General features: G+C 51.1%; 19 protein-coding genes. 1 reads left to right on the top strand and 18 read right to left on the bottom strand.

Annotation, left to right across the window (positions count from 1 at the left end):
• Positions 1–12: 12 nt before the first annotated feature.
• The 18 genes from EYB31_RS13150 to EYB31_RS13065 form a co-directional block, all read right to left on the bottom strand.
• On the bottom strand, positions 13–2,304 hold the full coding sequence (locus tag EYB31_RS13150) for an AraC family transcriptional regulator (RefSeq protein ID WP_131013788.1): 2,292 nt from the start codon (positions 2,302–2,304) through the stop codon (positions 13–15).
• A gap of 27 nt (positions 2,305–2,331) precedes the next feature.
• Positions 2,332–3,879, bottom strand: a complete 1,548-nt coding sequence (locus tag EYB31_RS13145) for an extracellular solute-binding protein (protein ID WP_131013787.1) — start codon at positions 3,877–3,879, stop codon at positions 2,332–2,334.
• Between the two features lie 51 nt (positions 3,880–3,930).
• Positions 3,931–4,779 carry a carbohydrate ABC transporter permease gene (locus tag EYB31_RS13140; protein WP_131013814.1) on the bottom strand — a complete coding sequence of 283 codons (849 nt, stop codon included), beginning with the start codon at positions 4,777–4,779 and terminating at the stop codon, positions 3,931–3,933.
• Between the two features lie 53 nt (positions 4,780–4,832).
• Positions 4,833–5,762 (bottom strand): ABC transporter permease, encoded by a 930-nt coding sequence (locus EYB31_RS13135; RefSeq protein WP_131013786.1) that lies wholly within the window; start codon positions 5,760–5,762, stop codon positions 4,833–4,835.
• A 420-nt stretch (positions 5,763–6,182) separates the two neighbouring features.
• Positions 6,183–6,353 carry a glycine zipper domain-containing protein gene (locus EYB31_RS41695; protein WP_476703870.1) on the bottom strand — a complete coding sequence of 57 codons (171 nt, stop codon included), beginning with the start codon at positions 6,351–6,353 and terminating at the stop codon, positions 6,183–6,185.
• Between the two features lie 195 nt (positions 6,354–6,548).
• Positions 6,549–8,366, bottom strand: coding sequence for a cache domain-containing sensor histidine kinase (locus EYB31_RS13125; protein WP_131013784.1), 1,818 nt, complete (start codon positions 8,364–8,366; stop codon positions 6,549–6,551).
• A 61-nt stretch (positions 8,367–8,427) separates the two neighbouring features.
• Positions 8,428–10,017: a response regulator gene (locus EYB31_RS13120; RefSeq protein WP_131013783.1), complete on the bottom strand. Its 1,590-nt coding sequence runs from the start codon at positions 10,015–10,017 to the stop codon at positions 8,428–8,430.
• Between the two features lie 154 nt (positions 10,018–10,171).
• Complete coding sequence (locus EYB31_RS13115; RefSeq protein WP_165452394.1) at positions 10,172–11,515, bottom strand: sulfatase family protein; 1,344 nt, start codon at positions 11,513–11,515, stop codon at positions 10,172–10,174.
• A 275-nt stretch (positions 11,516–11,790) separates the two neighbouring features.
• Positions 11,791–13,263 (bottom strand): ABC transporter substrate-binding protein, encoded by a 1,473-nt coding sequence (locus tag EYB31_RS13110; RefSeq protein WP_131013781.1) that lies wholly within the window; start codon positions 13,261–13,263, stop codon positions 11,791–11,793.
• Between the two features lie 38 nt (positions 13,264–13,301).
• Complete coding sequence (locus EYB31_RS13105; protein ID WP_131013780.1) at positions 13,302–14,180, bottom strand: carbohydrate ABC transporter permease; 879 nt, start codon at positions 14,178–14,180, stop codon at positions 13,302–13,304.
• Entirely contained in the window at positions 14,173–15,111 is a 939-nt protein-coding gene (locus EYB31_RS13100; protein ID WP_165452393.1) for a carbohydrate ABC transporter permease, read from the bottom strand. The genes EYB31_RS13105 and EYB31_RS13100 overlap by 8 nt, the downstream gene beginning before the upstream one ends.
• A gap of 171 nt (positions 15,112–15,282) precedes the next feature.
• Positions 15,283–16,743, bottom strand: a complete 1,461-nt coding sequence (locus EYB31_RS13095) for a sulfatase (protein WP_131013778.1) — start codon at positions 16,741–16,743, stop codon at positions 15,283–15,285.
• Between the two features lie 28 nt (positions 16,744–16,771).
• Positions 16,772–18,598, bottom strand: coding sequence for a cache domain-containing sensor histidine kinase (locus tag EYB31_RS13090; protein WP_131013777.1), 1,827 nt, complete (start codon positions 18,596–18,598; stop codon positions 16,772–16,774).
• Positions 18,599–18,602: 4 nt separating this feature from the next.
• Positions 18,603–19,691 (bottom strand): response regulator, encoded by a 1,089-nt coding sequence (locus tag EYB31_RS13085; RefSeq protein ID WP_131013776.1) that lies wholly within the window; start codon positions 19,689–19,691, stop codon positions 18,603–18,605.
• Positions 19,692–19,738: 47 nt separating this feature from the next.
• Positions 19,739–20,608, bottom strand: coding sequence for a carbohydrate ABC transporter permease (locus tag EYB31_RS13080; protein WP_131013775.1), 870 nt, complete (start codon positions 20,606–20,608; stop codon positions 19,739–19,741).
• Positions 20,609–20,610: 2 nt separating this feature from the next.
• On the bottom strand, positions 20,611–21,555 hold the full coding sequence (locus tag EYB31_RS13075; protein WP_240762389.1) for an ABC transporter permease: 945 nt from the start codon (positions 21,553–21,555) through the stop codon (positions 20,611–20,613).
• Between the two features lie 81 nt (positions 21,556–21,636).
• Complete coding sequence (locus tag EYB31_RS13070; protein WP_131013773.1) at positions 21,637–23,172, bottom strand: extracellular solute-binding protein; 1,536 nt, start codon at positions 23,170–23,172, stop codon at positions 21,637–21,639.
• Positions 23,173–23,315: 143 nt separating this feature from the next.
• Positions 23,316–24,782 carry a sulfatase family protein gene (locus EYB31_RS13065; protein ID WP_131013772.1) on the bottom strand — a complete coding sequence of 489 codons (1,467 nt, stop codon included), beginning with the start codon at positions 24,780–24,782 and terminating at the stop codon, positions 23,316–23,318.
• A 220-nt stretch (positions 24,783–25,002) separates the two neighbouring features.
• Here EYB31_RS13065 and EYB31_RS13060 point away from each other — a divergent pair, with 220 nt between their 5' ends.
• Positions 25,003–26,400, top strand: a complete 1,398-nt coding sequence (locus EYB31_RS13060) for a sulfatase family protein (RefSeq protein ID WP_131013771.1) — start codon at positions 25,003–25,005, stop codon at positions 26,398–26,400.
• The last annotated feature ends 24 nt before the right edge of the window (positions 26,401–26,424 follow it).

Genomic DNA, 26,424 nt, shown 5'->3' with positions numbered 1-26,424 from the left:
TTTGGTCACTCCTTATTGGAACTTCTCCCGGTATTGGGTTGGCGTCATGCCGAAGTATTTCTTGAAAATCCGGTTCAGATAAGTATGCTGGTAGCCGACTTGATCGGCAATTTCGTTGATCTTCAGGTCCGTGGATGCCAGCAGCGCCTTTGTCTTCTCCAGCCGGAGATCGGTTAGGTAATCGACGAAAGTGACGCCTAATACGTGTTTAAACGACCGGCTCAGCTGAAATGGACTGGTCTGAAACCGCTCCGCGCAGCTCTCCAAAGACAAATCCTGGGGGAAATTATGCTTCATGTAATCGGTCACATTCTCGATCAACAGCCGCGCTTGCTGTCCGATCCTTTCACTCAACTCTTTCATGTAAGGCTCGATCGCCCGACTGCATAGGAAAGGAACAAGCTCGTTCGAACTTTTGACTGCGAGCAGCTCCTCATGTAGATTCGCGCCATGATACAAGCGGTAAGTGTCAAACCCTGCCTGCAGCACGACATATTGGATATTGCCCAACAACTGATGCGCTCCTTGGAACAGCAGCCCTTCTGTTTTGACATGCTGCATCATATCCTGCATGAACTGCGCCGTCAATCGAACCGCTTCTTCTTCATGGCCCATCCTGACCGCATGCAAAATCTCCTTCTCCAACTGAAACGGATAATAGATGGAATCATGCCCCCGCACGACCAGCGTTTCCGCATCGATAAATTGTACGCTTAGGTAGACGTTCTTATAACGGAGCGAGCTTCGCAGCTCCTCCAGCATCGAGGACGTCGCCCGAATCTGCTCGCTCCATCGTCCGATACTGACGGTAATATTCATGCGCAGCAAGGTATGCAATTTGGCCATGGACTCTTGAAAAAATTTTTGAGTCATCCGTTTGGCAGCCGTCGCTTCAGTCCCAGCCGGCAGTCCTACCAGCAGTCCCACTGTAAGATCCTGAAAGTTGATTACCTCCAACTGGGGGAATACCGCACCTGCCAGCTCCTCCAAAATATTAGCGGCGGCAAAGGTCACCAGTTGTTCGTCTCCTTCGGAAAACTTCCCCTCCAACCCGGAAAAGCCGGAAAGCTGCACCAGGTGCACAGAGAAGAGTTGGTCCTCGACCTCCCATCCGTAATGTTCCAGCCGCTCCCGCAAATTCGATTCGTTCAGGAAATAGAAACGGCCCTCGATGAGCTGCAGCAAGAAGCTTTTGCGCAGCGCAGGAAGCGACTGCTCCAGCCGCTCCTGCAGCCCGCGGCTTTCCCGGTTCAAGCCGTTCCACTGGTTCTCGATGAATGTCATTTCGTCGCCGTCCTCGGCGGGGGATCCGCGTTCCTTGTCACCCATGACGAGTTGGACCAGCCGACCGACCGGCTGGTATATTTTACGCGAGGCAAACCATGAGAGGATAACTGCAAAAACCATGCTGAACAAGCTCGTACCCAAAATCCACTTAGATGTAAAAGAGACCCGTTTGGTAAAATCGTTAAGCGGAGTTGCCGTGATATACGTCCAGCCCGTATGGGAAATGGCGCCCGATGAAATGGCGTATTGTTCACTCAGAAGCTTCTGCACCTGAAAAGGAGCCTCCGGTCTCCCCCCATCGAGGTATTGGAGCAACGCCCGCTTGGCTTCCGCATTCCCATTTTCTGTGATCCGATTCCCCTTCTCATCTACAATTAACGAAACGCCGTTTTCGTCCGGATTCAGCTGTCTCAGGACAGACTTCATCTCACTTTCGTTAATATGCACGACAAACGCCCCGTAAGGCTGCTCCAAATAATACGGAAGCTTATAAACGAGAGCCGTATTCATCAGCTCGCCTTTGGAACCTTGAGGGAGCTTGCCGGTGACCCAGCCGAACCCTTTTGTCACTTCCATCATATAACGATATCGCTGGTAGTCTTCTTCGTTCTTAATCCGCATCACACCGGTCTCACTGGATACAAGCAGACGTTTCTCCTCTATGAACACATAAACCTTGCTGATCAGCGGATGAGAGCCATTCAGTATCGTCAACGCATCATACAGTTCACGCGTCACTTCATAATCGGTATCCGGAGAATATTGGCGAAGCTTCTGGTCGAATACCGTGTTGAGCGCCCAGCGATTCATCAGCGCCTCAAGTTGCGCCAGCTTTTCATCCATCCCCCGCGACACTTCCAGCAGCCGGATTTGATGGGCTTCATGAACTTGTTTCTCCATTTCGCTGATACCGAAATAATAACTTCCCGCCGCGCTCAGGAACAAAGGCAAGCTCGTGATCAGAAGCAGGATGGACAAGCTCTTGTAGAAGTAGGTTGACTGGGAGAGGCGTTTCATCCGTCATCCTCCTGGGGACAGGCCGGATTATTTGCCGGCTTTCTTCTTATATGCGTCGTTCATTTCCGTAATGATCTTTTGGTACTCCGAGTCGGCCTTCAGCTTGGCGACAAACACATCCCACGCATCCAGCTTCTCCTTGCCCATTATAATCGCAATTTTTAATTCCATGATTTTTTTGGCGTAATCGCTGCCCAACTTAATATTGGTTTCCGAAACGAGACCGATATGCGGCTCCCCGATGCTGATCTTCTCCTGCTCGTCGATGATCTTCTTGTTGCGGTCCATCTTGGGGGGCGTAATGCCGGGAGCGTAAGCCCTGAAATACTTATCGAAATTTTTGAAAATTTGGCCAAAAGCATTGGGGCTCACGTTATCTTTGGCTGCTTGCGCCGTTGCCGTCTTCACGCCGCCCTGTTCCGTGTAATGGAGGTCCTTCAGGCCGTAATCGGCCAAGCTGCCGCCCTCTTCCGAAGCGCCATAATCCATAAATTCGAGAATTTTTTTCAGCTTCGCTTCCGGTACCTTTTTCGGGATCAGGAAGACGCCGAAGAAACCCGTCGATTTCGACACGAATTTGCCGTTTGGCCCGGTGATGGATGGAAGCGGATAGAAATCCGCATCCGGCATCGTCTTGCGCAGCTCGTCGCCGTTGGTCCATGCCGCATTGATCGCATCTACGCTCATTCCGGCCCGGTTGCTCGCCAGCATCTCCTTGGCCTGATTATTTTTCAGTACCGCAAAATCCGGGGGGATCAAGCCTTCCTGGTACGCCTTGGTCAGAAACTCGATTGCTTGCTTTGTTCCCGGCTCCAACACCGTATCGACAAGTTGTCCGTCCTTCAGCTTCCACTTGCCGTTTGCATTGTTGAACGCATTCTCGAAGATGGCAAAGTACCCCATATCGGTAGCGTTTACATTTGCAGTGAAACCAAACGTGTCTTTCTTGTTGTTGCCGTCCGGATCATTCTCCGTAAAGGCTTTCATAACTTTATATACATCGTCGAGCGTCTCCGGCATCTTCAGATTCAGTTTCTTCAGCCAATCCTCGCGTATGAATAACACTTGTTGGCCGTCCGTCGGACGCACGCGCGGAATGCCGTATATTTTGCCGCCTTCGGACTTGATGTTGCTCCAGGAAATTTCCGGGAACTTGGACAAATTCGGATAATTTTGGATCATTGGGGAGAGATCCCAGAAAGCGCCTTGGCGCGCCATCGATACGACGTTTGGCGCAAAAGGGTCCATCACAAGCATGAGGTCGGGAATATTGCCGGAAGCAAGCGTAACATTTTGCTTATCCGTGTAATTGTTGGAGGACACCCAAGTGATCTTCAGCTTCGTATTTGTCCGCTTTTCCACTTCTTTAACGATGATATTGTCGTCGGCCGGAGGCTCCTGGGAATAAAATGTGCTCATGATACTGATCTCGGTAGGCGTCTCCTTTTTCGCCGAAGTCGCAGCGCCCTCCTTGTTAGGTGTCTTGTCTGCCCCACCTCCGCCGCATGCGGTCGATATCATCGCAAGAGATAGTCCCGCAGCCATCACCATCGTATGTTTTCCGTGTTTCCTCATCCCTTTTTCCTCCCCTTCATTCATAGTAGCTGATTTAATTGCTTATGTGAATCATTCCTTTATGGAGCCAACCATCGCGCCTTTGGCAAAATGTTTTTGCAGGAATGGATACACCAACAAGATCGGCGTCGTCGCAATGACGACCGCCGCCATCTTCAACGTTTCCGGCGGAATCCGCTGCTCGGCCGACATTTCTTGAGCCACTGCCCCGCCAACCGAGGTAGACGAGTCGATCAGCATGTTTCGCAGCAGAACTTGAAGCGGCCATTTTTGAAAATCGTTAATGTAGAGAATTGCCGTGAAAAACGTGTTCCAATACGCCACAGCATAGAACAGGCCAAATGCCGCCATCGCCGGCAAGGACAGCGGAAGCACGATTCGCAGCCAGATTCCGACGTCATTGCCGCCGTCCATCTTTGCCGCTTCCTCTAAACTGACCGGAATGCTATCGAAAAAACCTTTCATCAGCAGCACATACCAGCCGCTGGTCAGTACCGGGATAATAAGCGACCAGATGCTATCGATCAACCCCAAGCTTTTCACCAGGATGTATGGCGGGATGATGCCGGGGTTAAACAGCAGCGTGACCAAAATAATCAGCTGCAGGACCCTGCGGGCCGGCATCTGCTTCCGGGACAAAGCATAAGCGAGTCCGGAAGTGACAAGCAAGCTGAGCAGCGTGCCGGCAACGGCCAGATAAATGCTTACGCCGATGGAGCGAGGAAATGCTTGAGTTGAGAGCAAATATTCGTATGACGACAAAGTCCACTGCTGCGGAAACAACACAAGCCCACGGCTGGCAATATATTCGGACGGATCCGTAAACGAGACGACAAAGACGTAATATAGCGGGAACAGCGTCACAAGAGCGATAAGCGTGAGCACGGTACCATTCGCCATTTGGAACCAACGTTCTGATGCGTTCAAGAAATTTTCCTCCTTATCTCCCTAAGTTAGTAAACCCCTTCCTCCCCGAATTTCTTCGCCAGTTTATTGGCGGAGATCACGAGAAGGAATCCGATGACGGATTTGAACAAACCTACGGCGGTGCTGTAGCTGAACTGCGCCTGCTGGATGCCTACCCGGTACACATAGGTATCGAACACCTCCCCGACCTTCGAAACCGCTCCGTTCATCATCAAGAATACCTGCTCAAAGCCGACATCCAAGATGTTACCGAGCCTCAGAATGAAAAGAATAAAGATGATGTTTTTGATCGAAGGCAGCGTAATGTTCATCATCTGTTGAAACCGGCTGGCACCGTCCATTCGCGCCGCTTCATACAACTGTGGATCAATTCCCGCAATCGCCGCTAGAAAAATGATAGTGCCCCAGCCCGCTTCCTTCCAGATCGACTGCAAGGTCAGCATCACCCAGAAAAACTTGGGGTTTGTAAGGAAATCGACCTTATCCAGCTCGAGTGCTTGCAGCAGCTTGTTGACCATCCCTTCCGATTGGGACAACATCAGAAAGGTGATGCCGGCGATGATCACCCAGGACAGGAAGTGAGGCAAATAAACGACGGATTGAAACGTTTTCTTGAACACGGGCTTACCGACTTCATTTAATAATAAGGAAAGCACGATCGGCAGCGGGAAAAAAAACAGCAGATTCAACACGGAAATGGCCATTGTGTTGCGAAACAGCAGCCAAAAATCCGGATTCCCAAAGAAGCGCTGGAAATGTTCGAACCCAACCCACTTGCTGCCGGTAAATCCCATGTACGGGGAATAATCCTGAAATGAGATGACCACCCCCCACATCGGCATGTACTTGAAAATAAGAAAGTAAAGCAGGCCCGGCAAGGCGAGCAGGCATAAAAATTTGTTTTTCCTCACGTTGCGGAGGAAGCTTGCGTTGTTTGACTTTGCAGCTGCCTGCATATGAATGTACTCCTTTTCGCTTGGGATAACTTCTGACCTCACTATACAATCCGCGAAAATTTACCGGCAATATGACATTCTTGACTCCCGTCATATTTGGCTTTGCACCGGTTTGGATTATCTTGCGCACGCGGATAACACATGGCGGACTCCGCTGTTAGACCCGACTCCGCTAACGCGGCATATTCCCATAATTCCGGAATCCACGCGTCTCTGACGTCGGGTATTCCGCCTCCCGCACATAAAAAAACACCTTCAGAATAAGAAGGCGCTTGTAAAACATGCTTACATCTTCGTTATCTCCGACAAGGTGATTCTGCTTCTCAAGGTCCAGCATAACCGGTTAAGTACCGGGTATCCCCATTGGGCTAATAATCGTTCAAGACGAAGGGCGAGCCCCCCGCCTTGATATTTTTTACATCATACGATTACATTATCGTCATCATCAACGGTTTCGCCCGCATTGGCTCCAACATTCTCACCGGCCTTGTTACCAACAGCGGCACCAACAATCCCCCCTACGATGGTACCAACAGGCCCAAAAGCAGAACCTACAACAGCGCCTAGAGCACCGCCTCCTGCTGTCCCCACTGCTTCTCCAACGTCTGCACCAGCTGACTCAACCGCCTGGGGATCCGAATCCCGGTTTCGCTTACGATCATGTTTTGCCATTTGTCTCGCTCCTTTAGTTTTTTTTAGGAATCTCTTGCTTTTTGCAGAGTTCCTTCTGCATATTTTTCCCTAAAAGTAGGAAACCATTTACTCAAAAATTTTTTTGCTTAAAAACTATCCATCCGCCAATGTCCGGGTATGACGTTTTGCCGGAAACAGCAGCGTAACCGTCGTTCCCTCGCCGTATCCGCCGCTCACATCGACACCGTAAGCCCCGCCGAAATAAAACTTGAGCCGGGCGTTTACATTAAACAAACCTATACTGTCGCCGCTTCTGTAAGTTCCGTCCTTCACTCCGGAAAGCAGCCTGGTCTGAATGGCTTTCAGCTTCTCCGCTTCGATGCCTAACCCGTTATCTTGGATATCCATGCGAATCGTATCGTGATCGAGCTGTCCGCGGATCCAGACCGTGCCGCCATCCGGCAGCGGATCGAGCCCATGGCGAATCGCGTTCTCCACAAGCGGCTGAAGCACAAGACGGATCGTACTGAACTCCATCAGCGCCACGGGAATGTCGATGACGAATTGAATACGCTCCCCGTACCGGCTCCGCTGGATGGTCATGTAATTGTCAAGATGCTCCATTTCCTCGCGGATCGAAGCCAATCTGCCGTTCTGCTTCATCGCATATTTGAACATATCCCCCAATGCGACGACCATCTTGCTGATTTCCTCGTTGTCGGACATCATCGCCATGGCGTTAACCGTTCCCAGCGTGTTATACAGAAAATGCGGGTTAATTTGCGATTGCAGCGCCATAATATGCGCCTCTTTCTCCTGAATCTCCGAACGGTACACCGTATGGATCAGCTCGCGGATTCGCGACACCATGCGGTTGAAACTGATGGTTAACTGCCCTACTTCATCCCTTCCGGCCACGGCGATATTGCTTTGAAAATCGTTTTTTTCGATATTCCTCATGGTGTTTTGCAAGCGCTTGAGCGGAATGACAATCCGCTTGGAAAATATAAACGAAATCACAATCGCAAGCAAACAAGCAAACACCCCGATCCATAATAGGAAGCTGCTCAGCTGCTTCGCATCCTTGGCAAGCATCTCCACGTTTGTGAGCGTAATGTAATCCCAGCCCGTCGACGCCGAGGTAAACACATTCACTAACGTATCGTGATCGTCGTCTTTGACGATGGTGCTTTTGCCGGGCGTATCGCCGGATATGAGCCGGCTCAGCTGCTGATCGGGATGAGCGATGCCGCGAGAATACACGATTTCCTTGGATTTGTCGACAATCATCAGTCCCGTATGGCTGTCCAAGTTCAGCTCGCTCATGATCTCATTCATATCGTAAAGCTCGATCCCCATCACCAGCACGCCGAGCGAGTCGTTCCCCTGCAAATTGTAGACTTTGCGGGCAATCGCGTAATTCAGGCTGCCTTCCCGGTAATTGGGATACACCATATATTCGCCGAGTTCCTTGGGGCCAAGCAGCACCTTGGCGCCATCCGACTGCAGAGCCTCCTGGTACCAACGCGACCGTTCAGCCGAAAATCCGCTTTGAATCAGCGCGTTTTCCGAATTAAAGTACACTCCGGTCTGATCCAGCAGCGTGACGCTGCGGATGCCGCCGTTAAAGCCAAGGAAGCCGATCCAGCTGTTCAGCTTGAATTTCAGATCGATCTGCCATGATGCGTTAACCACGGGATCCTGCGGGATGTCATTCAGCAGCTTCTGCACATCGTCCAGGTACACGAAATACGAAATCCGGTCGATTTGCGTAACCAGTTTGTCGATTTTCTCGTTCATCAGCTGCAGCATTTTATCGTTATATTTTTCCGTCTGTTCGGTGACTACATGAAGCGCCCGCTGGTACAAAATAAACGACATCAGAAAAAGCGGAATCACGATCACCAGAATGTAGCTGAACATCAGCTTTCGCTGCAAACTGTCGTTTACCCATTGTACGGGACTTTTCATAGGTGCCCCCCTCGGTCCATTCCGATTGATTAAGATTCAACTGCGCATCGCTTTAAACCAACTACTCATCAATCGGTGCGTCCTCATCGTTTAACGGCGAACTTGTGCCCAGCTTGTATTCGGACGGGCGCACCCCTGTTTTTTTATGAAATAGGCTTGAAAAATAACGCGTATTGCCATATCCGACAAGCTCGGCCACCTTCGCTACGCTGAGCCAGGGATTTTCCTGCATCAGCGCTTGGGCTTTCTTCACTCTGAGGGTAACGACATAATCGGTAAAATTGAAACCGGTTTCTTTCTTGAACACTTCGGACAAATAATTCGGATGCAGCCCCACATGGGCGGCCAGCATATCCAGCGAGATGTCCTCGGTATAGTGGCTCTGGATAAACTCCGTAGCGGCGGAGATGGCTTTTAACCCCTTGTTTTCTTTCGCAGCGGCGATTTTGCCGGCAGCGTCCATAAGCAACCCGGTCAAATATTCAATGAAAACATCGATCCCCTCCATATGCTCCGGATCGCCTTCTTCGTACAACGGCTCACGAATCCCGTAACGAAGCGCCATATCCGAAACCGCTCCGAGCAGCCGGAGGCCGATTTTGCTTACCGTTTCACTGCAGACCGGCCCGCTGCGGACCGCAGCGCTCAGAATGACCTGTACCCCGACGCGAATTCCTTTATGGTCCGCCAGTTCTACGGCAAGACATGTGGATTTGATGTGCTCATCGGGTACGATAAGTTGACCGGGGGATATGGCAAGCGGTGTGATGACCTGGTCGCCGCCGAGCACCAGCTTTTCGCGATACGCTTTTAACGCTTCGTCGTAAGAAACCTTAATTTGCGAGACATGGTCGTGGATATTCCCTGCTCCAATGGTGATCGTGTATGACATGCTGCGAAGCTCGGCAACGATACGCTGTGCCAAAGCAAGATGAAGCGAATTCCGGTCGGATTTCAAGCCAAGTATAACAACGATCCGGTTCTCCTCCCGCTCGAACACCACGCTTTCTTCATGATTTTGCAAAATCGTCTCCACGCACGCCACCATGTCCCGAATCTGCTGTCGCACCTTCTCTTTATCCGCTTTCTTGCGCCAAAAGCCATCGATGCCCAGCACCAGCACGGCATAATACGGCAAAAACGTCACGTCCTGATGTGAAGGAGCATTCTCTTCTCTTCCCGACAAAAAATCGAGCATGATCCGTTCCTTAATCAGCGGAATGCCTACGCTGAGCTGCCGCTTCACCTGCTCCAGGCTACTTCGCATATCCTGCTCCATCCGGAGCACCTGGCATACTTTGGCGAGCGCATCGTTAATTTCCTCGCGCTTGAAAGGCTTCAGTAAATAAGCAAATGCTCCGAGCGATATCGCTTTCTGCGCATATTCAAAATGATTGTACCCGCTAATAATGATGCATTTCGGATAATAATGCTCATCCGCCCACTGCTGCATCAGCTGCAGGCCGTTTTGCCCCGGCATATGGATGTCGATGAGAATAATGTCGGGCCGATGAAGACGCGCGAGCTCAAGCGCTTTATTGCCGTCCGCGGCTTCGCCAGCCAGCTCCAGCCCAAGCTGCTCCCAGTCGACGCATTTGACAATACTTTTCCTAATCCACTGCTCATCTTCGGCGATCACAACTTTCAGCATGCCGGCAAACCTCCCGTCCGCGTATCATCCAACAGCTATGTAAATTAAATTTGGCACCCTGATTTTTCCTTTGTAAAAATAATAGCACAGCAGTCCCTGCCTGAATATATGCAGAGCACCGCCATGCGAATAAACTCGCATGACGGCGCCGGATTTACCACGTATAAGGGACCGTGCCTGTCTCGTCGACGGTGTAGCCGCGTCTTGCAATGTATACCTCCCCTGGCAAAAACTCGTCGTTTCTGCGCCGCAGCATACTGCCAAGCAGTTGATCCAGCGATTGCTGCAGATCCTGATACCGGGGATCGCCGCATACGTTCACAAGTTGGTAAGGATCTTCCTTGTTGTCGAACAGCAGCCATGGACCGTGAAGATCCCGCACATACGTATATCTTCGGGTACGTATACCGCGGTATTCCCTGCCCCCGGCGCCGCGGTGCCATTCGCCGAACGGATGTATGCATTCAATCAGCGCCGCCTCCGTATCGGGCCCCGCTTCCCCGCGAAGATGGCCGGAATAATCCGTCCCTTCCACGGTTTCCGGGACAGGCAGGCCGCAAAGCCCAAGCAGCGTTGGCATCAGGTCCGGCGTATTGATCGGCAGGTCCGTCTTCCAGCCCTTGGATCCGGTCAACGGCGGATAACGGACCAGCAGCGGCACCAGAATCGATTCGTCCCACGGCTTCTGCTTGCGAACTTCACCTTGCGACCACAGCATGTCGCCGTGATCGGAGGTATAGATCAGGATGCAATCATCCGCTAGTCCCCGCTGTTCCAACACCTTCATGATGTTCCCCAAGCAATCGTCCAATGCGGAGATATGGGCGTAATACCCTGCCAACTCCTCCCGCGCTTTCTGCTCGCAGGACTCGGGCACATTGAGACGGAGCTGCAGCGCCGCAGGATCATACATATCCTTGAACCGCTGCGGCGCGGTTTCATACGGATTATGCGGCGGCCCCCAGGAGAGCATGAGCAGGAACGGGGTATCCTGTTCATGCTGCTCGATATACCGGATCGCCGCTTCGGTCTGCGCAATCGCGTCGTAGCCGTCCCACTTCTCCTTCGCAGGAAGATCGCCGTAATAATACGAATCGTTATAACTGTGCGTGCACTCCAGCACAAGCCAATGATCGAAGCCTTGCCTGCGCTCCGGCGGAATGTAATTGCTGCGGCCGCGGCCGTCCAGATGCCACTTGCCGATGTACGCGGTGTCGTAACCTCCGGCCTTGAAAGCCTGCGCAATCGAGACGGCATCGTCCCCAAGGCTGACGTCATTGACGAATACGCCGTGGGTCAGCGCATATTGCCCGGTCATCAGGCAAGCGCGGGACGGGCAGCAGACGGACATTCCGGCCACCGCCGTCGTGAAGTCCGCGCTTTCCGCGGCAAGCCGGTTCATATTCGGGGTTTGCACATCGGGGTTGCCCCGATAGGATACGGCTTCCGCGCGATGCTGGTCGCTGAAAATATAAATCACGTTTGGCTTTTTGCCCATACGCTGACACATCCTTTGCCGATATTCGGAGATTTTCTCCTAGGAGTGTGTCCGACGGATTGGTTATCGTGAAAATTTATTCATGCAGGTGTATGGAGGATAAGGGAATGGTATGGAAAGTTTACGTCCGCCTTGAAAACCGTGTTTTTACCGCAAGGTAAATTCAAAAGAAACACGGTTTTCACGAGCGGTGGAATGCCATCCCTTTCCCGCAATACCCACACCCATGAATAAATGTTCTCGGATTTTTTTTCGTCGGACATACTTTCTTTACCTTATTTCTTCAGTCCCCAGTTATTCGCTTCCGACCATCCGTTTTGCTTGGCAAGCTGGTCGACCGTGCTCTTCAAGTCTTTGTTTAAGATCGAGTTGAATTCCTTGGCCGTTGTTTTGCCTTCGAGGAACAGCTGACCTACCATCGTATCATCCTGATACAACTTCTGGTTGGTCTGCGGCGCAAGCAGACGCAGGCTCGACGTGCTGCCTTCGATATACATCCCGTTCAGAGCCGCGGGAAGTGTTGCGTCTTTGGTCGCGGGCGTCCACCAGAAACCTTCGGCAAACAATGCCGCGCCTTTCTCGGAAGCCAGAAATTGCAGGAAGTTGACGGCGGCGTCCAGCTTTTCGCCTTTGGCGGAGCTTGGAATGGAGAAGTTGTTTTGCGGCGCTCCGCCCATCTCGTGAAGCTTTTCAATGGCATTGGGCGCGTCTTGTTTGGTCAAATACGGAAACGAGAAAAATCCGATGTCAAACTTGCGGTCCGGGTTTTCGATAAATGTTTTCAAGTTGTTGCCGGTTTGCATCATCATGGCGCCTTCCTGCTTAATAAACAAGTCCGTCGCCGTTTGCGTGTCTATGCCGTTGTAGCCGGGATACCAATACTTCGAGAATGTCTTCAGAAGATCGACGCTGTCTCCCCATGGCGCTTTTTCCAAATCAATGACGCCCTTCTGCGTGCCTGCGACAATTTCGTTAAGCTCAATCAGCCCGTTTTTGTCCAAGTCCAGCTGTGGGATGTACGATTCGATCATCTGGTCCATAAACATCCGGTGCAGCCAGTTGAGCACATTGTCGGCCGGCGATTTGTTCGGAGCTATAAACGGAGCGACTCCCGCGGTTTTCAGCTTCTCGGATATCGCGAGCAGCTCGCCGAACGTTTTCGGAGTAGTGGTAACGCCCGCCTTGGCAAACAAGCTTTTGTTATAAAATACCTTCACCGCAACCGTAGACAGCGGAACCGAAGGAACCGCGCTGTTCGTATTGTCCATGTTCTGGTTGATCAGGCCGGTCGAATAGCTGTCCCACCAGGAGCGCTGCTTCGAATCGTACGGATTTTGCTTGTCCAGATATGGCTTCAGATCGACGACAAGACCTTTGCGGAAGTTTTCCATCGCCGGGACGTGCCACGTAGCGACGACATCGGGAGCCGCGCCGCCAAGCAGCTGCGAGTTGAGCCATGTCGTCCACTGCGCGTCGTCGGTATATTCCGTATACGCCATTTTGACCTGCACCTTCGGATTTAATTTCATGTATTCGCTGATGACTTTATTGTATACGCTCTCATCCGCCTCCTTTTTGGGCTTCTGTACTCCCCACGATATCGTTACGGAGGCACCCGCATTTTTGGTGCTCTCCTTCTCCGGTTCCGCCGGACTTTGAATGGTGCAAGCCGATACGGAAACCGCTGCCGCCAATGCGACCAGCAAAGCCGGCAGCCTCAAGCTTCTCTGTTTACGTTTGTTCTCCATATTCAACGCTCCTTTTTATGGTTCAAATCTAATGGAACTTAAGCTTTAATCGCCCCGGAGCTTAATCCGGACACAAACTGCTTGGTGGCGAGCAGGAAAAACAGCAGCAGCGGGATCGATGCCGCCACATACCCGGCAAGCTGCACACCTTGTTCGTTTTGCGTATTGTTCATAATTCCCTGCAATGCGATAATAACCGGCTTGACGCTTTCCTTGGATGCAGTCATCAGCGGCCAAATAAAATTGTTCCATCCGGCCAGCGAATCGATCACGGCGATGGTAGCGATGACCGGCATCGAAAGAGGCACGACAACACTCAGCAAAATTCGCAGTTCCCCCGCCCCGTCTATGCTTGCCGCTTCAAACAGAGAGGTGGATAAAGAGGCGAAATACGTTCTGGCGAGTAAAACGGCCATGGGCGCCAGCGCCCCGATCGGCGGCAAAATTTGCACGGCGTAAGTGTTTAAGAGCCCCATTTTGTTCACTAGGACGAATTGCGGCAGCAAAAGCAGAAACGAAGGAATCATCATTAAGGAGATGATCAGAAAAAACAGCAGATTGCCCCCCGGCATATCAAAGCGGACAAAAGCGTAACCGGCCATAACGGCCACAACAACAACCCCCAGCACAATGCCCGCAGTGACGATGATGGAATTCAGCATAAACGGGGAGATTTGCCTGATCGCATTAATGTAATTATCCAGATGAAACGGCGGTGTCAGAAACCATACGTTGTCCACGATTTGCATCTTGTATTTAAATGAAGAGTTCACCATAAGGTAGAAAGGAAACAAAGTGCAAAATGCAAGCGCAAACAACATAATGTGAATGAAAATTTGCTGGAGGTTTCTCGCACGGCGCACGGTTGCTCTGCCGTCGATGACGACAGCGCTTGGATCCGTGACGTTCTTAAGCATGCCGTTTCCCCTCCTTCTTGAATTGATAGCTGATTACGGTCAGGACGAAAATCAGCGCAAACATGATGACGCCGATGGCGCTGGCATATCCCATCCGGTTGTAGGTGATGCCCTGCTGATACAGATGCAGCGCCGGCACCATCGTATAATTGCCCGGACCGCCATTAGTCAATACGAGTACATTCTCAAAGCTGTTCATCGACTGGATCAAGGACAAAATGATCAGCACCTTCATCTGCCCGGCGATCAGCGGAAGATCGATGCGCAGAAACCGGTTCCACACGCCCGCGCCGTCAATCCGCGCCGCCTCGTGCAGCTCGTCCGGGATCGCCTGCAGCCCACCCAAATAAATAAGAAATGCGATCCCGCCAATCCACGGGAACCCGACGCCGATAATTGAAATCAGCGCTGTGTCAGCGCTTCCAAGCCAAGCGTGATTGGAATGTCCCCCCAATGCATTTAGCGCCAAATTAAGCGCTCCGAAGGTCGGGTTGTAAATCCATTTCCACATCAGGATGATAACCATCGTCGGAACGACCATCGGCAGCACGAAAATAAACTTGTACGTTTCCTTTGCCTTGCGGGAGCTCACCCAATATACCAGCTCCGCCGCGAGCAGCGGCACCGTCAGCGTCTTCACAATATCCGCCGCCGCAAAAATCGCAACGTTCCGCAGCGATGCCACAAACGTATCGTCGCTCCACATGGAAATAAAGTTGCCGAGCCCGATAAATTCGCGATAGTTAAAGCCATTCCATTCAAATAACGACATCACAACCGCCGTGGCCGCAGGATAATACTTAAAGATGCCCATGATCAAAAATACGGGAACAAGAAACAAATATCCATATCTGGCTTTCCAGCAGCGATAGCCGATCCCCTTTGTCTTCACGTTCCGTCTGTGCCCTTCCATTGCCGCCCATTTATCCATAGGCCCCTCCCTCCTTCTATGCTGTAACATTGTTCATTATAAACGCTGAGGCGATGCCGAGAAATGAGACACTTCTCAGATTGGATGTGCAATATTTTCAGATGCCGATAAAAAAAGCACCCCCTTTGTTAACTGGACGTTAACAAAAGAGGTGCGGCAGGCGGAAATACCTTAAATTCCCAGTCGCTCATATTGCTCGGGCGGAGCATCATTTTGTTCCATCAGCCGTTTCAGATGGCCGATCATCGTTTGCTCCAAGTCGGCATCCTGAATTGCCCGCTGCTGCTGCGGATCGTCAACGACATCGTACAACAGCGTGCCAAATGAGTGAGCCTGATTGTAACCGGAGGCTTTGATTTTCATCGTTTGCACGCCTTTGGTAAAAGCAAACGGCTTCTGCAAAGCGATTTCCTGCAGTTCCTTCACGGAAAATCGGCTGCGCATATGCGTAGGCATCAGCGTATAGTTGTAAAGCGGCGTATTGTCCTTGGATACCGGCGCGCGCATGTACACATAACGTCCATCCGTTACATTGACATGTCCGCCGTGCAATCCGAACAGCGCGGCCTCGCGTACTTTGCGGTTATCGGCGATAGTGTCCTTCAGCACGTGCCCTTGCATATTCGTCGGGATATCCAGCCCGAAATACTCCAGCAGCGTTGGCGCCAAGTCGATCGTCTGCACCAGAGCGTCGCGGCGTTCGCCTTGTTTACCGCAGCGCGGGTCCCAGATAAACAGCGGCGTGTGGGCGATCTCGTTATAAAACGGCATGATGGTTTTGGCCCACCAATCGTGCTCACCCAGCAAATATCCGTGATCGGTGTTGACGATCAGCAGCGTATCTTTCCACAAGTCCAGCTCATCCATCATGTCCAGCACTTTGCCGAGATAATGATCGCACATGCTGAGCAGCGCCGCATACTCATACCGCACATGGCGGATTTCTTCTTCGGTTTCCTGCACCGGGCCGTAAGGCGGCCAATCAAAATGTTTCCCGTTGTAGTCATGCGGATATAAATCGCGGTAATTTTGCGGCGCAAAGAAGGGCTCATGCGGATCGAAGGTTTCGATCTGGAGGAACCACCGGTCTTCCGTATGGTTGGTCCGGATGAACTCCAGCCCTCTCTCCATCGTTTGCGCCTGCGGAAAATCGCATTCCTCGCGGATGTGCTGGCGGTTCACCCAATCCTGCCGGATCATCGGGTGCATCCTTTTCATACCGACCATATCCGGCATCGGCGGATCGGCCACCTCGCCTTTCCAAGGATCGCCTTCCTGGCCGCGAATCAGCTCAAACGAGCTGTAGCGGGTATGATACGTCCCGCCCCCGTCCTCCCAATAATGCTGATGATCGGTCACCAGATGCGAATAAACGCCGTTTTGTTTCATCAGCTCCGGCATGGAATCGTCAAACGGCTCCATCGGTCCCCAGCTGCGGTGAAGAAAATTGTACCTGCCCGTTTGCAGCTCCCGCCTTGCCGGCATGCACGGCATGCTGCCTACATAAGCTTGGTCGAATACAACCGACCTCCCGGCAAGCCGTTGAAAGTTGGGCGCATGAACCCAGTCGCATCCGTAAGGAGGCAGATGGCGTCTGTTCAGCGTGTCAAACATCAGCATAATCGCTTTCATCCTAAAAAACCTCGCTTTCCTTAAGTGCTTACTCTTGGCTACCGGCTTGAATCATATCCAGCGGCAGACGAATGGAAACAACCGTTCCGCGGCCTTCGAAGGAATCTACTCTTAGCCCGTATTTCCTTCCGTATTGCAGGATGATCCGCGCATGCACATTGGCGATGCCCAATGTTTGCTGCTTGACGTAACCGATCGAATCGCTTTCGGTAATTTGCATCACCATCTCATGGATTTGCCGCAAGCGATCGGCCCGGATGCCCGGCCCGTTATCGGCCACCTCGATGACAAGATCGGCATCGTCGTCGAAGGCGTTGACAATGATGCTGCCTTTGCCCGCTTTCGGCTCGATGGCGTATTTTACCGCATTCTCCACAATAGGCTGAATAATCAGCTTAGGAATACGGCAATCCATAAATTTGTCATTTACGCTGAATTGGCTGCGGAAGGTCCCCGGGAACCGAATATGAATGATCGACAAGTACATCTTCAGCTGGTTTAATTCCTCGGCCAACCTCACGATGGAATTTGTATCCTGCGCCGTGTAGCGGTAAAAATCGGCCAAACCGCGCGCCATCGTAACGATGTCCGGCATATCCTCCAAATAAGCCATGCTTTTGATAATATCAAGCGAATTATACAAGAAATGCGGGTGAATCTGATTTTGCAAAGCTTTGATCAGCGCTTCTTTTTCCCTCAGCTGCAGGTTCATTTCCTTGAACTGCAGATGGTTGACGGTATCGAGCAGCTCATTGATCCGGTCGATCATCGTATTGAAGCTGCGGTTTAAATACTGGAATTCGTCGTGCCCGTACACTTGCTCCGCGCGGACGGACAAATCGCCCCGTTCTACGCTTCTCATGACGTGTCCAAGATGCAAAATCGGCTGGACAAACGTTTTGGACAACAGGGGAACGGTGAGCGAGATGCCCAAAGCCATGATCAGAAACGCAATCAGCATCGCATTGGGCGTATTTTTCGTAGCCGACGCCATCTCGTCAAACGGCACGATGGACACGAAGGTCCAGCCGGTCGTTTCCGATTTGGTAGTCGCTACAAGCGTCTTGGTTCCGTTCCATTGCTGGATGGAGGCGCTTTCGCTATTGGAAAGATCCAATTGGCCCAGCTTGGTTTCGCTGCGCGCCACTCCAAGCCAGCTGTATTCCGGGTAATAAACGATGGAATCCTGGTCGGAGACGATAAAAAACCGGCCCTGCGGAGCCAGGTCCGCTTTCTCGAAAGTACGGCCGATCTCTTCCAGATGAAAGTCGATAACCAGCTTTCCCAAAAAGTCCATATTGTCGACGCTGAATATCGGTGTTTCCAGCGAAAGCACACGTACGTCCCCGGACGTATATTTCGCCGTATGCGTAGAAATGACCGACACTTTTTCTTCAAATCCATTATGGGCCCACGGTTCATCGTTAAACACATCATCTTTGATGATCGACAGATTGGACATCGCCAGAGTCCGGCCGTCCGGGGTTAATAGAAACATCCCGATAATTTCCGGATAATTCAGCGCCACGTATCTTCGCAGCACGTTCTGAACATCGACCTTTTGCTCCAGAGTAAACCGCTCGCCCCGCAGCAGCCACTCTTGAACCAGCTCGTCTTTGGCCACGGACGAAGTCGATTTGGCAAGCTGGTACAAATAAAATTCAATATGATGATTCAGCCGAAGCGTCGCTTCCTGAGAGATGCGGTAGAAATCCCGCTTGATCCCGGCGCTGTAGTAGGTGTACGATAATAAGCCCATGATCAAAATGGTCAGCAGACCGACCAGCAGAAAAGCGACGGTCAGCTTTGTTTTGATCGAATAGCGGAAGTGGATGTTCGCCAAAAATGTCCTCATAGCGTTATACGCTCATCGACTTGCGGTATTCGTTGGGCGACACGCCAACAAGCTGCTTAAATACACGGTTGAAGTGCGGCAATGAATGAAAGCCGACGTTTTCGGCGATCTCATACACCTTCAGTTCGCCTTCGACAAGATGATGTTTCGCTTGCCGGATCCTCACTCCGTTCAAATAGTTCACAAACGATTGTCCGGTATATTTTTTGAACAGCAGGCTGAATTGAGAGACGCTGATGTGAAACCGCTGCGTCATGTCCGGGACGGATATGTCTTGGGCAAAGTGGGTCTGCAAATAATCGCACGCCTTGCGGATAATTTGCCGCATCTCGCCGTTGAATACGGTGTTGTAATATTGCTGCCAGTGCTCGGTTAACGCCAGAAAATGCGAGCCGATCTGATCTGTCCGGGTCGAAGCCAAAGCCAAGCGGCCAAAAGCTGGGTTTATCGTCTGGATCAAATCGTTGAACTTCCCGGAAAACGTTTTGAACAACACGGCTTTTTCGCTTTCCTGCAACGAATTGGCGACAGCGATGAGCTGAACGACCTGCGCTTGTTCGTTAAACAACGTGTGCGGATCCATATCCGTTATTTTGTCAAAAAACTGCTGGATCGCCAAGAAGAATTGCCGCAGATGACTGAACTGCGGGATTTTTTCCCGCGCATTCTCAAGCGCTTTGCTCAGTTCGTCTTCCATCACCGGCTTCAGTAGAAAATCGCTTACATTGTATCGCAGCGCCTGCCGCGCGTATTCAAATTCGTTATAGCCGGTCAGAATGACGGCGATGACCGGCAATTTTCTTTCGCATATTTCGCGGGCCAGCCAAAGTCCGTCTTGCCCCGGCATCATAATATCCGTAATCACGATGGTCGGCCATATGTTGTAAATCAGCTCAAGCGCCTCTTCCCCGTTACCGGCTTCGGCAACAACTTCATAAGCGCCGTCTGTTTCCACCATCTTTGCGATTGCGCTGCGAATCCAATGTTCGTCTTCCACGACCATGACCTGATACATAGAAACACCGTCCGATTTATGATAATGAGGATGCGTACCGCAAGCCCGAGCTTGCGGATGTATACACCGCAGCTTCATTATAACACCTTCGCCTTCCCCTTTCCGTCATCATTCGACTTTATTCGTCATCCTTTTACCGAACCGACCAGCATACCCTTATCGAAATATTTTTGGAAAAAAGGGTACATGGCCAGCATCGGGATCGAAGCCATCACAACAACGGCCATTTTCACCGGCGGCCCAAACTCAAAGCCGCCTGCGACAGATTCCAGCGAATTGCCCGACTCCAAAATAATTTGCCTCAAGAATACCTGCAGCGGCATTTTTTGCGAATCGCTGATAAACAATATCGCCTGAAAATACGAGTTCCAATAAAATACGGCATAAAACATAATAAATGTCGCAACCGAAGTCATCGACAACGGCAGGATCACCCGCAGGAACAAGTTCCATTCTCCGCAGCCGTCAATCCGCGCCGCTTCCTCCAGCTCTTTGGGCGTATTTTGAAAAAAACTTCTCATCACAATCAGATTAAACGGCAGGATCGCGTTATTCAAAAACAAAGACCAATAGCTGTTCAGCAGTCCAAGCTGGCTGGTCAACAAATACGTCGGAATAATGCCGCCGCTGAACAGCATCGTAAACAGCACCATAATATTTAAAGGTTTTCTGCCCCTGAGCCAAGTCCGCGACAAGCCGTAGGCCATCAGCGTCGTCGCCGCAATGCTAACCACAGTCCCGACTACCGTAATTTGCAGCGCATTCAAGTAGGATGTAGTGAAATTGTGATTGCTGAACAAATAGCCGTACGAATTCAGCGTCCACACGTTCGGGATGAGATAGAACCCGCGCGACAGCATCTCGCTTTTGGTGGAAAACGAACTGAGCAGCACGTACAGGCACGGAAGTAGCACAAGCAGCAGCAGCGTACCAAGAACGAGATAGATTAGAACGTCAAATAAGGAAAACGATCTTGCAGATGAGCTGCTTTTCATCGTTAATATACCCCTTCCTCGCCGATTTTCCGCGATGCCCGATTGGCCAAATAAACAAGCCCTAGTCCGATCAGCGCTTTAAACAACCCAACCGCCGTCGTATAGCTGAATTCCGCCTGCAGGATGCCGACCCGGTATACATAAGTGTCAAACACTTCCGAAACGTCGATGTTCAGCGAATTTTGCAAAAGTAAAATATGCTCGAAGCCGGTATCCATGACATGGCCCAATCTTAAAATAAACAGGATGATGATCGTCGAGCGCAGCGCCGGCAAATTGATGTGCCATATTTGCCTTAACCGGCTGGCGCCGTCCATCGTCGCCGCTTCGTACAACGTCGGGTCGACCGCAGCCAGCGCGGCAAGAAAGATGATCGCGCTCCACCCCGCTTCCTTCCAGACTACCTGAAGCAAATAGACGATACGGAAATAGGAAGGATTGGTCATTACTTCCATCCGTTCATACCCCCAGGTGGAAAGCATGTTGTTAATCCCGCCGTCTTGTGTGGAGAACAGCAGCACGGTGATGCTGACGACGACAACCCAACTTAAGAAATGCGGCACATACAGCAGCGTCTGCGCCCCTTTCTTAAACCACTTGACACGAACTTCATTTAATAATAAGGAAACGATAATCGGCACGGGAAAAAATAGAAATAAATTGAGCGCGCTGATCAGCAGCGTATTGCGGAAAATTTTCCAAAAATCCGGATCGTGAAACAGCTTCTGAAAATTGTCGAACCCCACCCATGCGCTTTGCAAAAAACCGTCAAACGGATCATAATTTTGAAAAGCGATCATAATGCCGCCCATCGGAACATACTTGAAGACGATGAAAAATATAAATCCGGGCAGAATCATCGCATATATAGGCAAACCGCGCTTCCATTCCTCCCGGTTGCGCTGCCTTGCCTTGATGTCCACCGCCTTGGTCCTTGTAACCGCCATGCTCAAACCCGCAACCTCCTTTGGCAGGAAAAACCCGCATGACCGTCAGCATCACCCGGGTTTTCCCCATTTCTGCAGCTGTTACTTCGACTTCTGGTATTCTTCGTTCATTTCCTTGATGATGGCGTCTCCGCCGCCCGATTTCCACTCGGCAACCGCCTTGTCGATGGACTCCATCGGCTCCTGGCCGACAATCACCTTCACCATCGTATCCATCCATTTTTTGTCGATGTTCGGACCGACCTTGGTTGCCGTTTCCGAGACAAAACCGAAGCCGTCGTCTTTCACCTTCACTTTTTCGTTGTTATCGAAATACGATTTGACGGTCGCGACTTCTTTCGGATCCATCCACTTGTAAATTAAAAACATCGGATCAAACCGTTTAAAAAACCAGCCGACAAGCAGAAATTGTCTGTCCTTCACCGAAGCTTCCAGCTGCTCGTATTTCGTATCCGATATTTTTTTGTAATGAACCCCTTCAATGCCGTGTTTGATCAAATCGTATCCTTCGTCGGACAACATATAGTCCATCATTTTAAGAATTCTCTGCTGTTTCTTCGGATCAAGTTTGGCATTGATGACAATTCTGTCGCCTGTCGACGAACTTCGTGTCCCGCGTTTGCCATCCGCACCTGCCGGCGGCATCAATTGTACGAGCTCCGCTTTCGAATCCACTTTGGTGAGCGGGGGTAATGTTTCCGCAAACAGCTGCTGCGGATTCACGTTGGCAACCCCGGATTTCCCGGCCTCCAGCTTATTCAGCGAATCTCGCGACTTGAGGATCGGAAAATCTTTGTCCAAGACCCCTTCCGCATACGCTTTGCGCATAAATCCGATAAAATCTTTAAGTTCCTTGCTTTGCACCTGCATCGGAACCAGCTTGTCGTTATCCAGCTTCCATTTGTTCGCAAGCCCGAAGCTGGAAGTCAGGAAAGCCGCGGTACCGCCAAACCCAAACACCCCTGCGGGATTTATTTCCATCGAAAAGCCGACTGTATCCTGCTTGCCGTTTCCATCCGGATCATTCAAGGCAAACGCCTTGGTCACATTATAAAATTCGTCGATCGTATCGGGCATCTTAAGCCCCAGCTTTTCCATCCAATCCTTGCGTATCGCGAGCGAATCCCGTACCTCCTGGTAATAAAAAGGGATGCCGTAATATTTACCCTTCGGGTTAAACTGTTTGGTTGACTCTTCGGGAATATATTTGACGATATTCGGATGTTTGCCAAGCTCCGGCTTCACGTCCATAAATATATTTTTGCTTTGCCATTTCACGTATTCCGTGTTGGTGATATAAAATACGTCCGGGAAATTGTTCGACGCAGCAAGCACATTCAGCTTTTCCGGATAATTCGCCGCCGGAACCCATTCAATCTTGAGGTCGATATTCAGCCTTTTGTTTAATTCATCGATTACGGGATGATTAGGGGGCCAGCCTCCCCCGGCGTAACTTCGCGTCATTAGATTGATCGTGATCTTTTCGTTTGTATCGTCCGCTGCTGCTTTGCTTTTGGACGTTGTGTTTGTACCCGCAGCCGTACCTCCGGCGCATCCGGCCATAGCTGTTGTTGTCAGCAGCAAGCCGCTTAACGAAAGCGCTGTCAGCTTCTTCATCTTTATATAGACCCTCCTTAAGCTTCTTCTCTTCTTTTCTTCTTCGCTAAGAAGATAATTCAACTATACCAACGAGCGGCTCCCGCTGTCCTTATCGGATATTCCGATTTGTTTGCATTTTTTTTCAACATGCCGTTTCCCGGTCACTTTTCCCTGGAGTCTCTTGTGTGAGGCACTACATCACACGTTGTTTGATAAAAATCGAGCATCCTCTCTTTTAAGTCAAGCAAAACATCCGCCAAAGAGCCGTCGTGTATTTTGTTGTCCGTTTCTCCCGGGTCCCGCTCCAGATCGTACAGTTCATCCGTTTCATAGTGTCTGCGGACATACTTGTATGTTCCGGTGCGAATCATCGTTGCTTTTGTATGCTCCGGTCCTTCGCTGCGCTGCATCTCACCCCGGGGCCAATATAGCATGGAAGACTCTGCGTTAGCCGGCGCCGATTCATTGCAGTGAAATTCGCCGTGCTGCCGCCCGCCTTCGCTAAATACGGCATCCCGGTGCTCGTCCGTCGCTCCGGCGATCACCGGAGCAAGCGATTTGCCGAACAGCGTGTACCCCGGCGTAATGCCGGCATAATCATGCACGGTCGCCGTCAGGTCGACCAGCTCGACCAGCGCTTCGCTCACACGTGGCTTGGCCGGGGTATGCGCCGGCGGCTTAACGATCAATGGCACGCGGGTCAGGCAATCTTCAAACGTGTTTTGCGTTTTTTCCACCAGCCCGTAATCCCCGGTGAAATCGCCATGATCGGAGAAGAAAAATACCGCCGTATCGTCGTAGATTCCCGCTTCTTTCAGCGCATCCATGACTAGGCCGAACTGGTGATCCACTCTAGCGCACATCCCGTAATACGTGGCGCGCAGCTCCGTCCACCGGTCCTCCGTCCAGCTCTGCATGTTGTATCTTTCCCGCAGCCCTGACAGCATGGACGGCTTATCGCCTGTGAGCTCATCTGCCGTTATCCGTTTCGGCAGATGAGATTTGTCGATTTTATTGTACCACGACGCTTCCACGGCATAAGGCGGGTGCGGGTAAAGGATCGGCAAATAAATACATAAAGGCCGGTCTTGCGGTGCGTTTTTGATCAAATCGATAGCTCCCATAATATGGGCCCAATCCGAATCATAATACATTGACCCGTCGTTCTCATCGCCGATCGTTCCTACATAAAAAGAATAATACGTGTCGCTGCCCGGTTCCCCCCGCCGCAAGTCGCCGCCAAACGGAGGTTTTGGCTTAGGTTCCGGCGTATATTTGATGTCGCAGTATGCATCAAAGCCGTTTTTGGCCGGGACAAGGTCGTTTTTACCGCCCCACCAAACAAAATACCCTTCATCCTTGAGCGTTTTGAGCAGCACCGGCTCGTCCGGCTGCATCATATGATACATTGTGCGGTGGCCTCGGACATGAGGATACCAACCGGACATAAACGAGCAGCGGCTCGGCGTGCATACGGGATTTTGACAAAAAGCGCTGCGGAAAGACACCGCATCGTCCGCGACAAAACGGTCCAAGTTAGGTGTAACGGCGGCCGGATTACCCATATGCCCCAAAACGTCGCCTCTCCATTGATCGGGATTAAATAACACGATATGTGGTCTCTTCAAGCGAAATGTTCCTCCTTTGTTCAAGATACGTTTACTATACGGCTTAAGCCAGGGAAGCGTCGTTAACGGATTGTCCGATTTCTTTGCATTTTTTCTTGGGACCATTGACTGTCTGCAGGTCCAAGATAATACGTTAAGAAATCGGACAATAAGCAATCGCCCGCAACGTTGCTTGTTGTTATATTCAAAATGATGCTTAATAACGAAAGGAGTCTGCACAATGAGCCAACCTAATATTTTAATGATCATGGTCGATCAATTCCGTTACGATTGGATGAGCTGCACGGGCACGGATTTTGTGCAAACCCCGCACATCGACCGCATTGCCGCCAAAGGCCTGCGGTTCGCCAAAGCCGCCTGCAACAGCCCCGTCTGCGGACCAAGCCGCTGCTCGCTTGCGGCCGGCATGTACCCGCACCGGGTTGGAAATCTCGAAAACTTCGTCAATTATCCTATGGAACAACCGACGTATTACCAAGCGCTCAGGCAAGCGGGATATCGCGTGGCGATGGTCGGCAAAAGCGACCTGCATAAAGGAGATCATCATTACGGCATGGACGGGGATCTTCCGGTCATGTACCATCTGGGTTTTACCGATCCCCACGAAACCGAAGGCAAGATGAATGCCGCGTTTACCCGGAACCGCTTGATGAACTTCGATCTTGATCCCGATAACGACAGCCATATCGCCGGACCATACCAGCGTTATTTACGCGACCACGGCTTGCTCCCCATTTTTACGGAAGACTATCGCCGGAGATTTGCGAAGTGGAATTTCTGGAACGCGTATCCTTCGCCGCTGCCGGCCGAACATTTTCACGACAGCTACATAGGCCGAACATCTTGCGAATTTCTGGAGCGCGTATCTGCCGAAGCTCCTTGGCATTTGTTTGTCAGCTTCGCCGGGCCGCATGATCCTTGGGACGCCCCTGCCGAATACGTGGACGCTTTCCCCGACAAACCGTTTCCCGCTTCGATTCAAGACGAGCTGAACAAAAAGCCAAATTGGATCAAGAAAAAATCGAAGAAACATTCGTCGGATATGTCGGATGGCGATCTGAATAATGTCAAGCGGCACTATGGCGCGGCAATCAAGCTGATTGACGATTGGGTGGGAAATATGCTGGATACGCTGGAGCGGAAAGGCGTGGCCGAGCAGACGGTGATCATCTTCTGCGCGGATCATGGCGAGATGATGGGAGACCATGGACTATTTCAGAAAAGCACGATGTACGAAGGAGCACTGCGCATCCCGCTAATCATTGCCGATCCGCGGGGAACCAGAACGGGAACAAGCGACGCGCTTGCCGAATTAATGGACTTGCACCCGACCATTCTGGAAATGGCCGGTGTAACTGACACGCTCAGCCGATTGGACGGCCGTTCGCTGGTACCACAGTTAAAGCAAGAAGTCGGGCCGCACAAAACGTTTCAATTTAGCGAGTTGAACAATACCCGGATGATTTTCGACGGCAGGTATAAGCTGATTGAGAATCATAACGATTTGGACGAATTATACGATTTGCAGGAAGATCCCTATGAGCTTGACAACATCATCGAGGAGCGGCCGGAACAGGCACAGCGGTTGATGAGGAACATGAGAGAACTGAGGAAATGAAAAAAAAGCACAGAAAAAGGGCAT

The sequence above is a fragment of the Paenibacillus thalictri genome (assembly GCF_004307995.1).
GTDB lineage: Bacteria > Bacillota > Bacilli > Paenibacillales > NBRC-103111 > Paenibacillus_AF > Paenibacillus_AF thalictri.
The sequence above is the reverse complement of the archived record's forward strand: the minus strand, read 5'-3'. Positions and strand labels throughout refer to the sequence as shown.

Bases quoted from the DNA above. Each gene is read 5' to 3' on its own strand.
- EYB31_RS13150 (WP_131013788.1), bottom strand. From the start codon at position 2,304: ATGAAACGCCTCTCCCAGTCAACCTACTTCTACAAGAGCTTGTCCATC.
- EYB31_RS13145 (WP_131013787.1), bottom strand. From the start codon at position 3,879: ATGAGGAAACACGGAAAACATACGATGGTGATGGCTGCGGGACTATCT.
- EYB31_RS13140 (WP_131013814.1), bottom strand. From the start codon at position 4,779: ATGGCGAATGGTACCGTGCTCACGCTTATCGCTCTTGTGACGCTGTTC.
- EYB31_RS13135 (WP_131013786.1), bottom strand. From the start codon at position 5,762: ATGCAGGCAGCTGCAAAGTCAAACAACGCAAGCTTCCTCCGCAACGTG.
- EYB31_RS13125 (WP_131013784.1), bottom strand. From the start codon at position 8,366: ATGAAAAGTCCCGTACAATGGGTAAACGACAGTTTGCAGCGAAAGCTG.
- EYB31_RS13120 (WP_131013783.1), bottom strand. From the start codon at position 10,017: ATGCTGAAAGTTGTGATCGCCGAAGATGAGCAGTGGATTAGGAAAAGT.
- EYB31_RS13115 (WP_165452394.1), bottom strand. From the start codon at position 11,515: ATGGGCAAAAAGCCAAACGTGATTTATATTTTCAGCGACCAGCATCGC.
- EYB31_RS13110 (WP_131013781.1), bottom strand. From the start codon at position 13,263: ATGGAGAACAAACGTAAACAGAGAAGCTTGAGGCTGCCGGCTTTGCTG.
- EYB31_RS13105 (WP_131013780.1), bottom strand. From the start codon at position 14,180: ATGCTTAAGAACGTCACGGATCCAAGCGCTGTCGTCATCGACGGCAGA.
- EYB31_RS13100 (WP_165452393.1), bottom strand. From the start codon at position 15,111: ATGGATAAATGGGCGGCAATGGAAGGGCACAGACGGAACGTGAAGACA.
- EYB31_RS13095 (WP_131013778.1), bottom strand. From the start codon at position 16,743: ATGAAAGCGATTATGCTGATGTTTGACACGCTGAACAGACGCCATCTG.
- EYB31_RS13090 (WP_131013777.1), bottom strand. From the start codon at position 18,598: ATGAGGACATTTTTGGCGAACATCCACTTCCGCTATTCGATCAAAACA.
- EYB31_RS13085 (WP_131013776.1), bottom strand. From the start codon at position 19,691: ATGAAGCTGCGGTGTATACATCCGCAAGCTCGGGCTTGCGGTACGCAT.
- EYB31_RS13080 (WP_131013775.1), bottom strand. From the start codon at position 20,608: ATGAAAAGCAGCTCATCTGCAAGATCGTTTTCCTTATTTGACGTTCTA.
- EYB31_RS13075 (WP_240762389.1), bottom strand. From the start codon at position 21,555: ATGGCGGTTACAAGGACCAAGGCGGTGGACATCAAGGCAAGGCAGCGC.
- EYB31_RS13070 (WP_131013773.1), bottom strand. From the start codon at position 23,172: ATGAAGAAGCTGACAGCGCTTTCGTTAAGCGGCTTGCTGCTGACAACA.
- EYB31_RS13060 (WP_131013771.1), top strand. From the start codon at position 25,003: ATGAGCCAACCTAATATTTTAATGATCATGGTCGATCAATTCCGTTAC.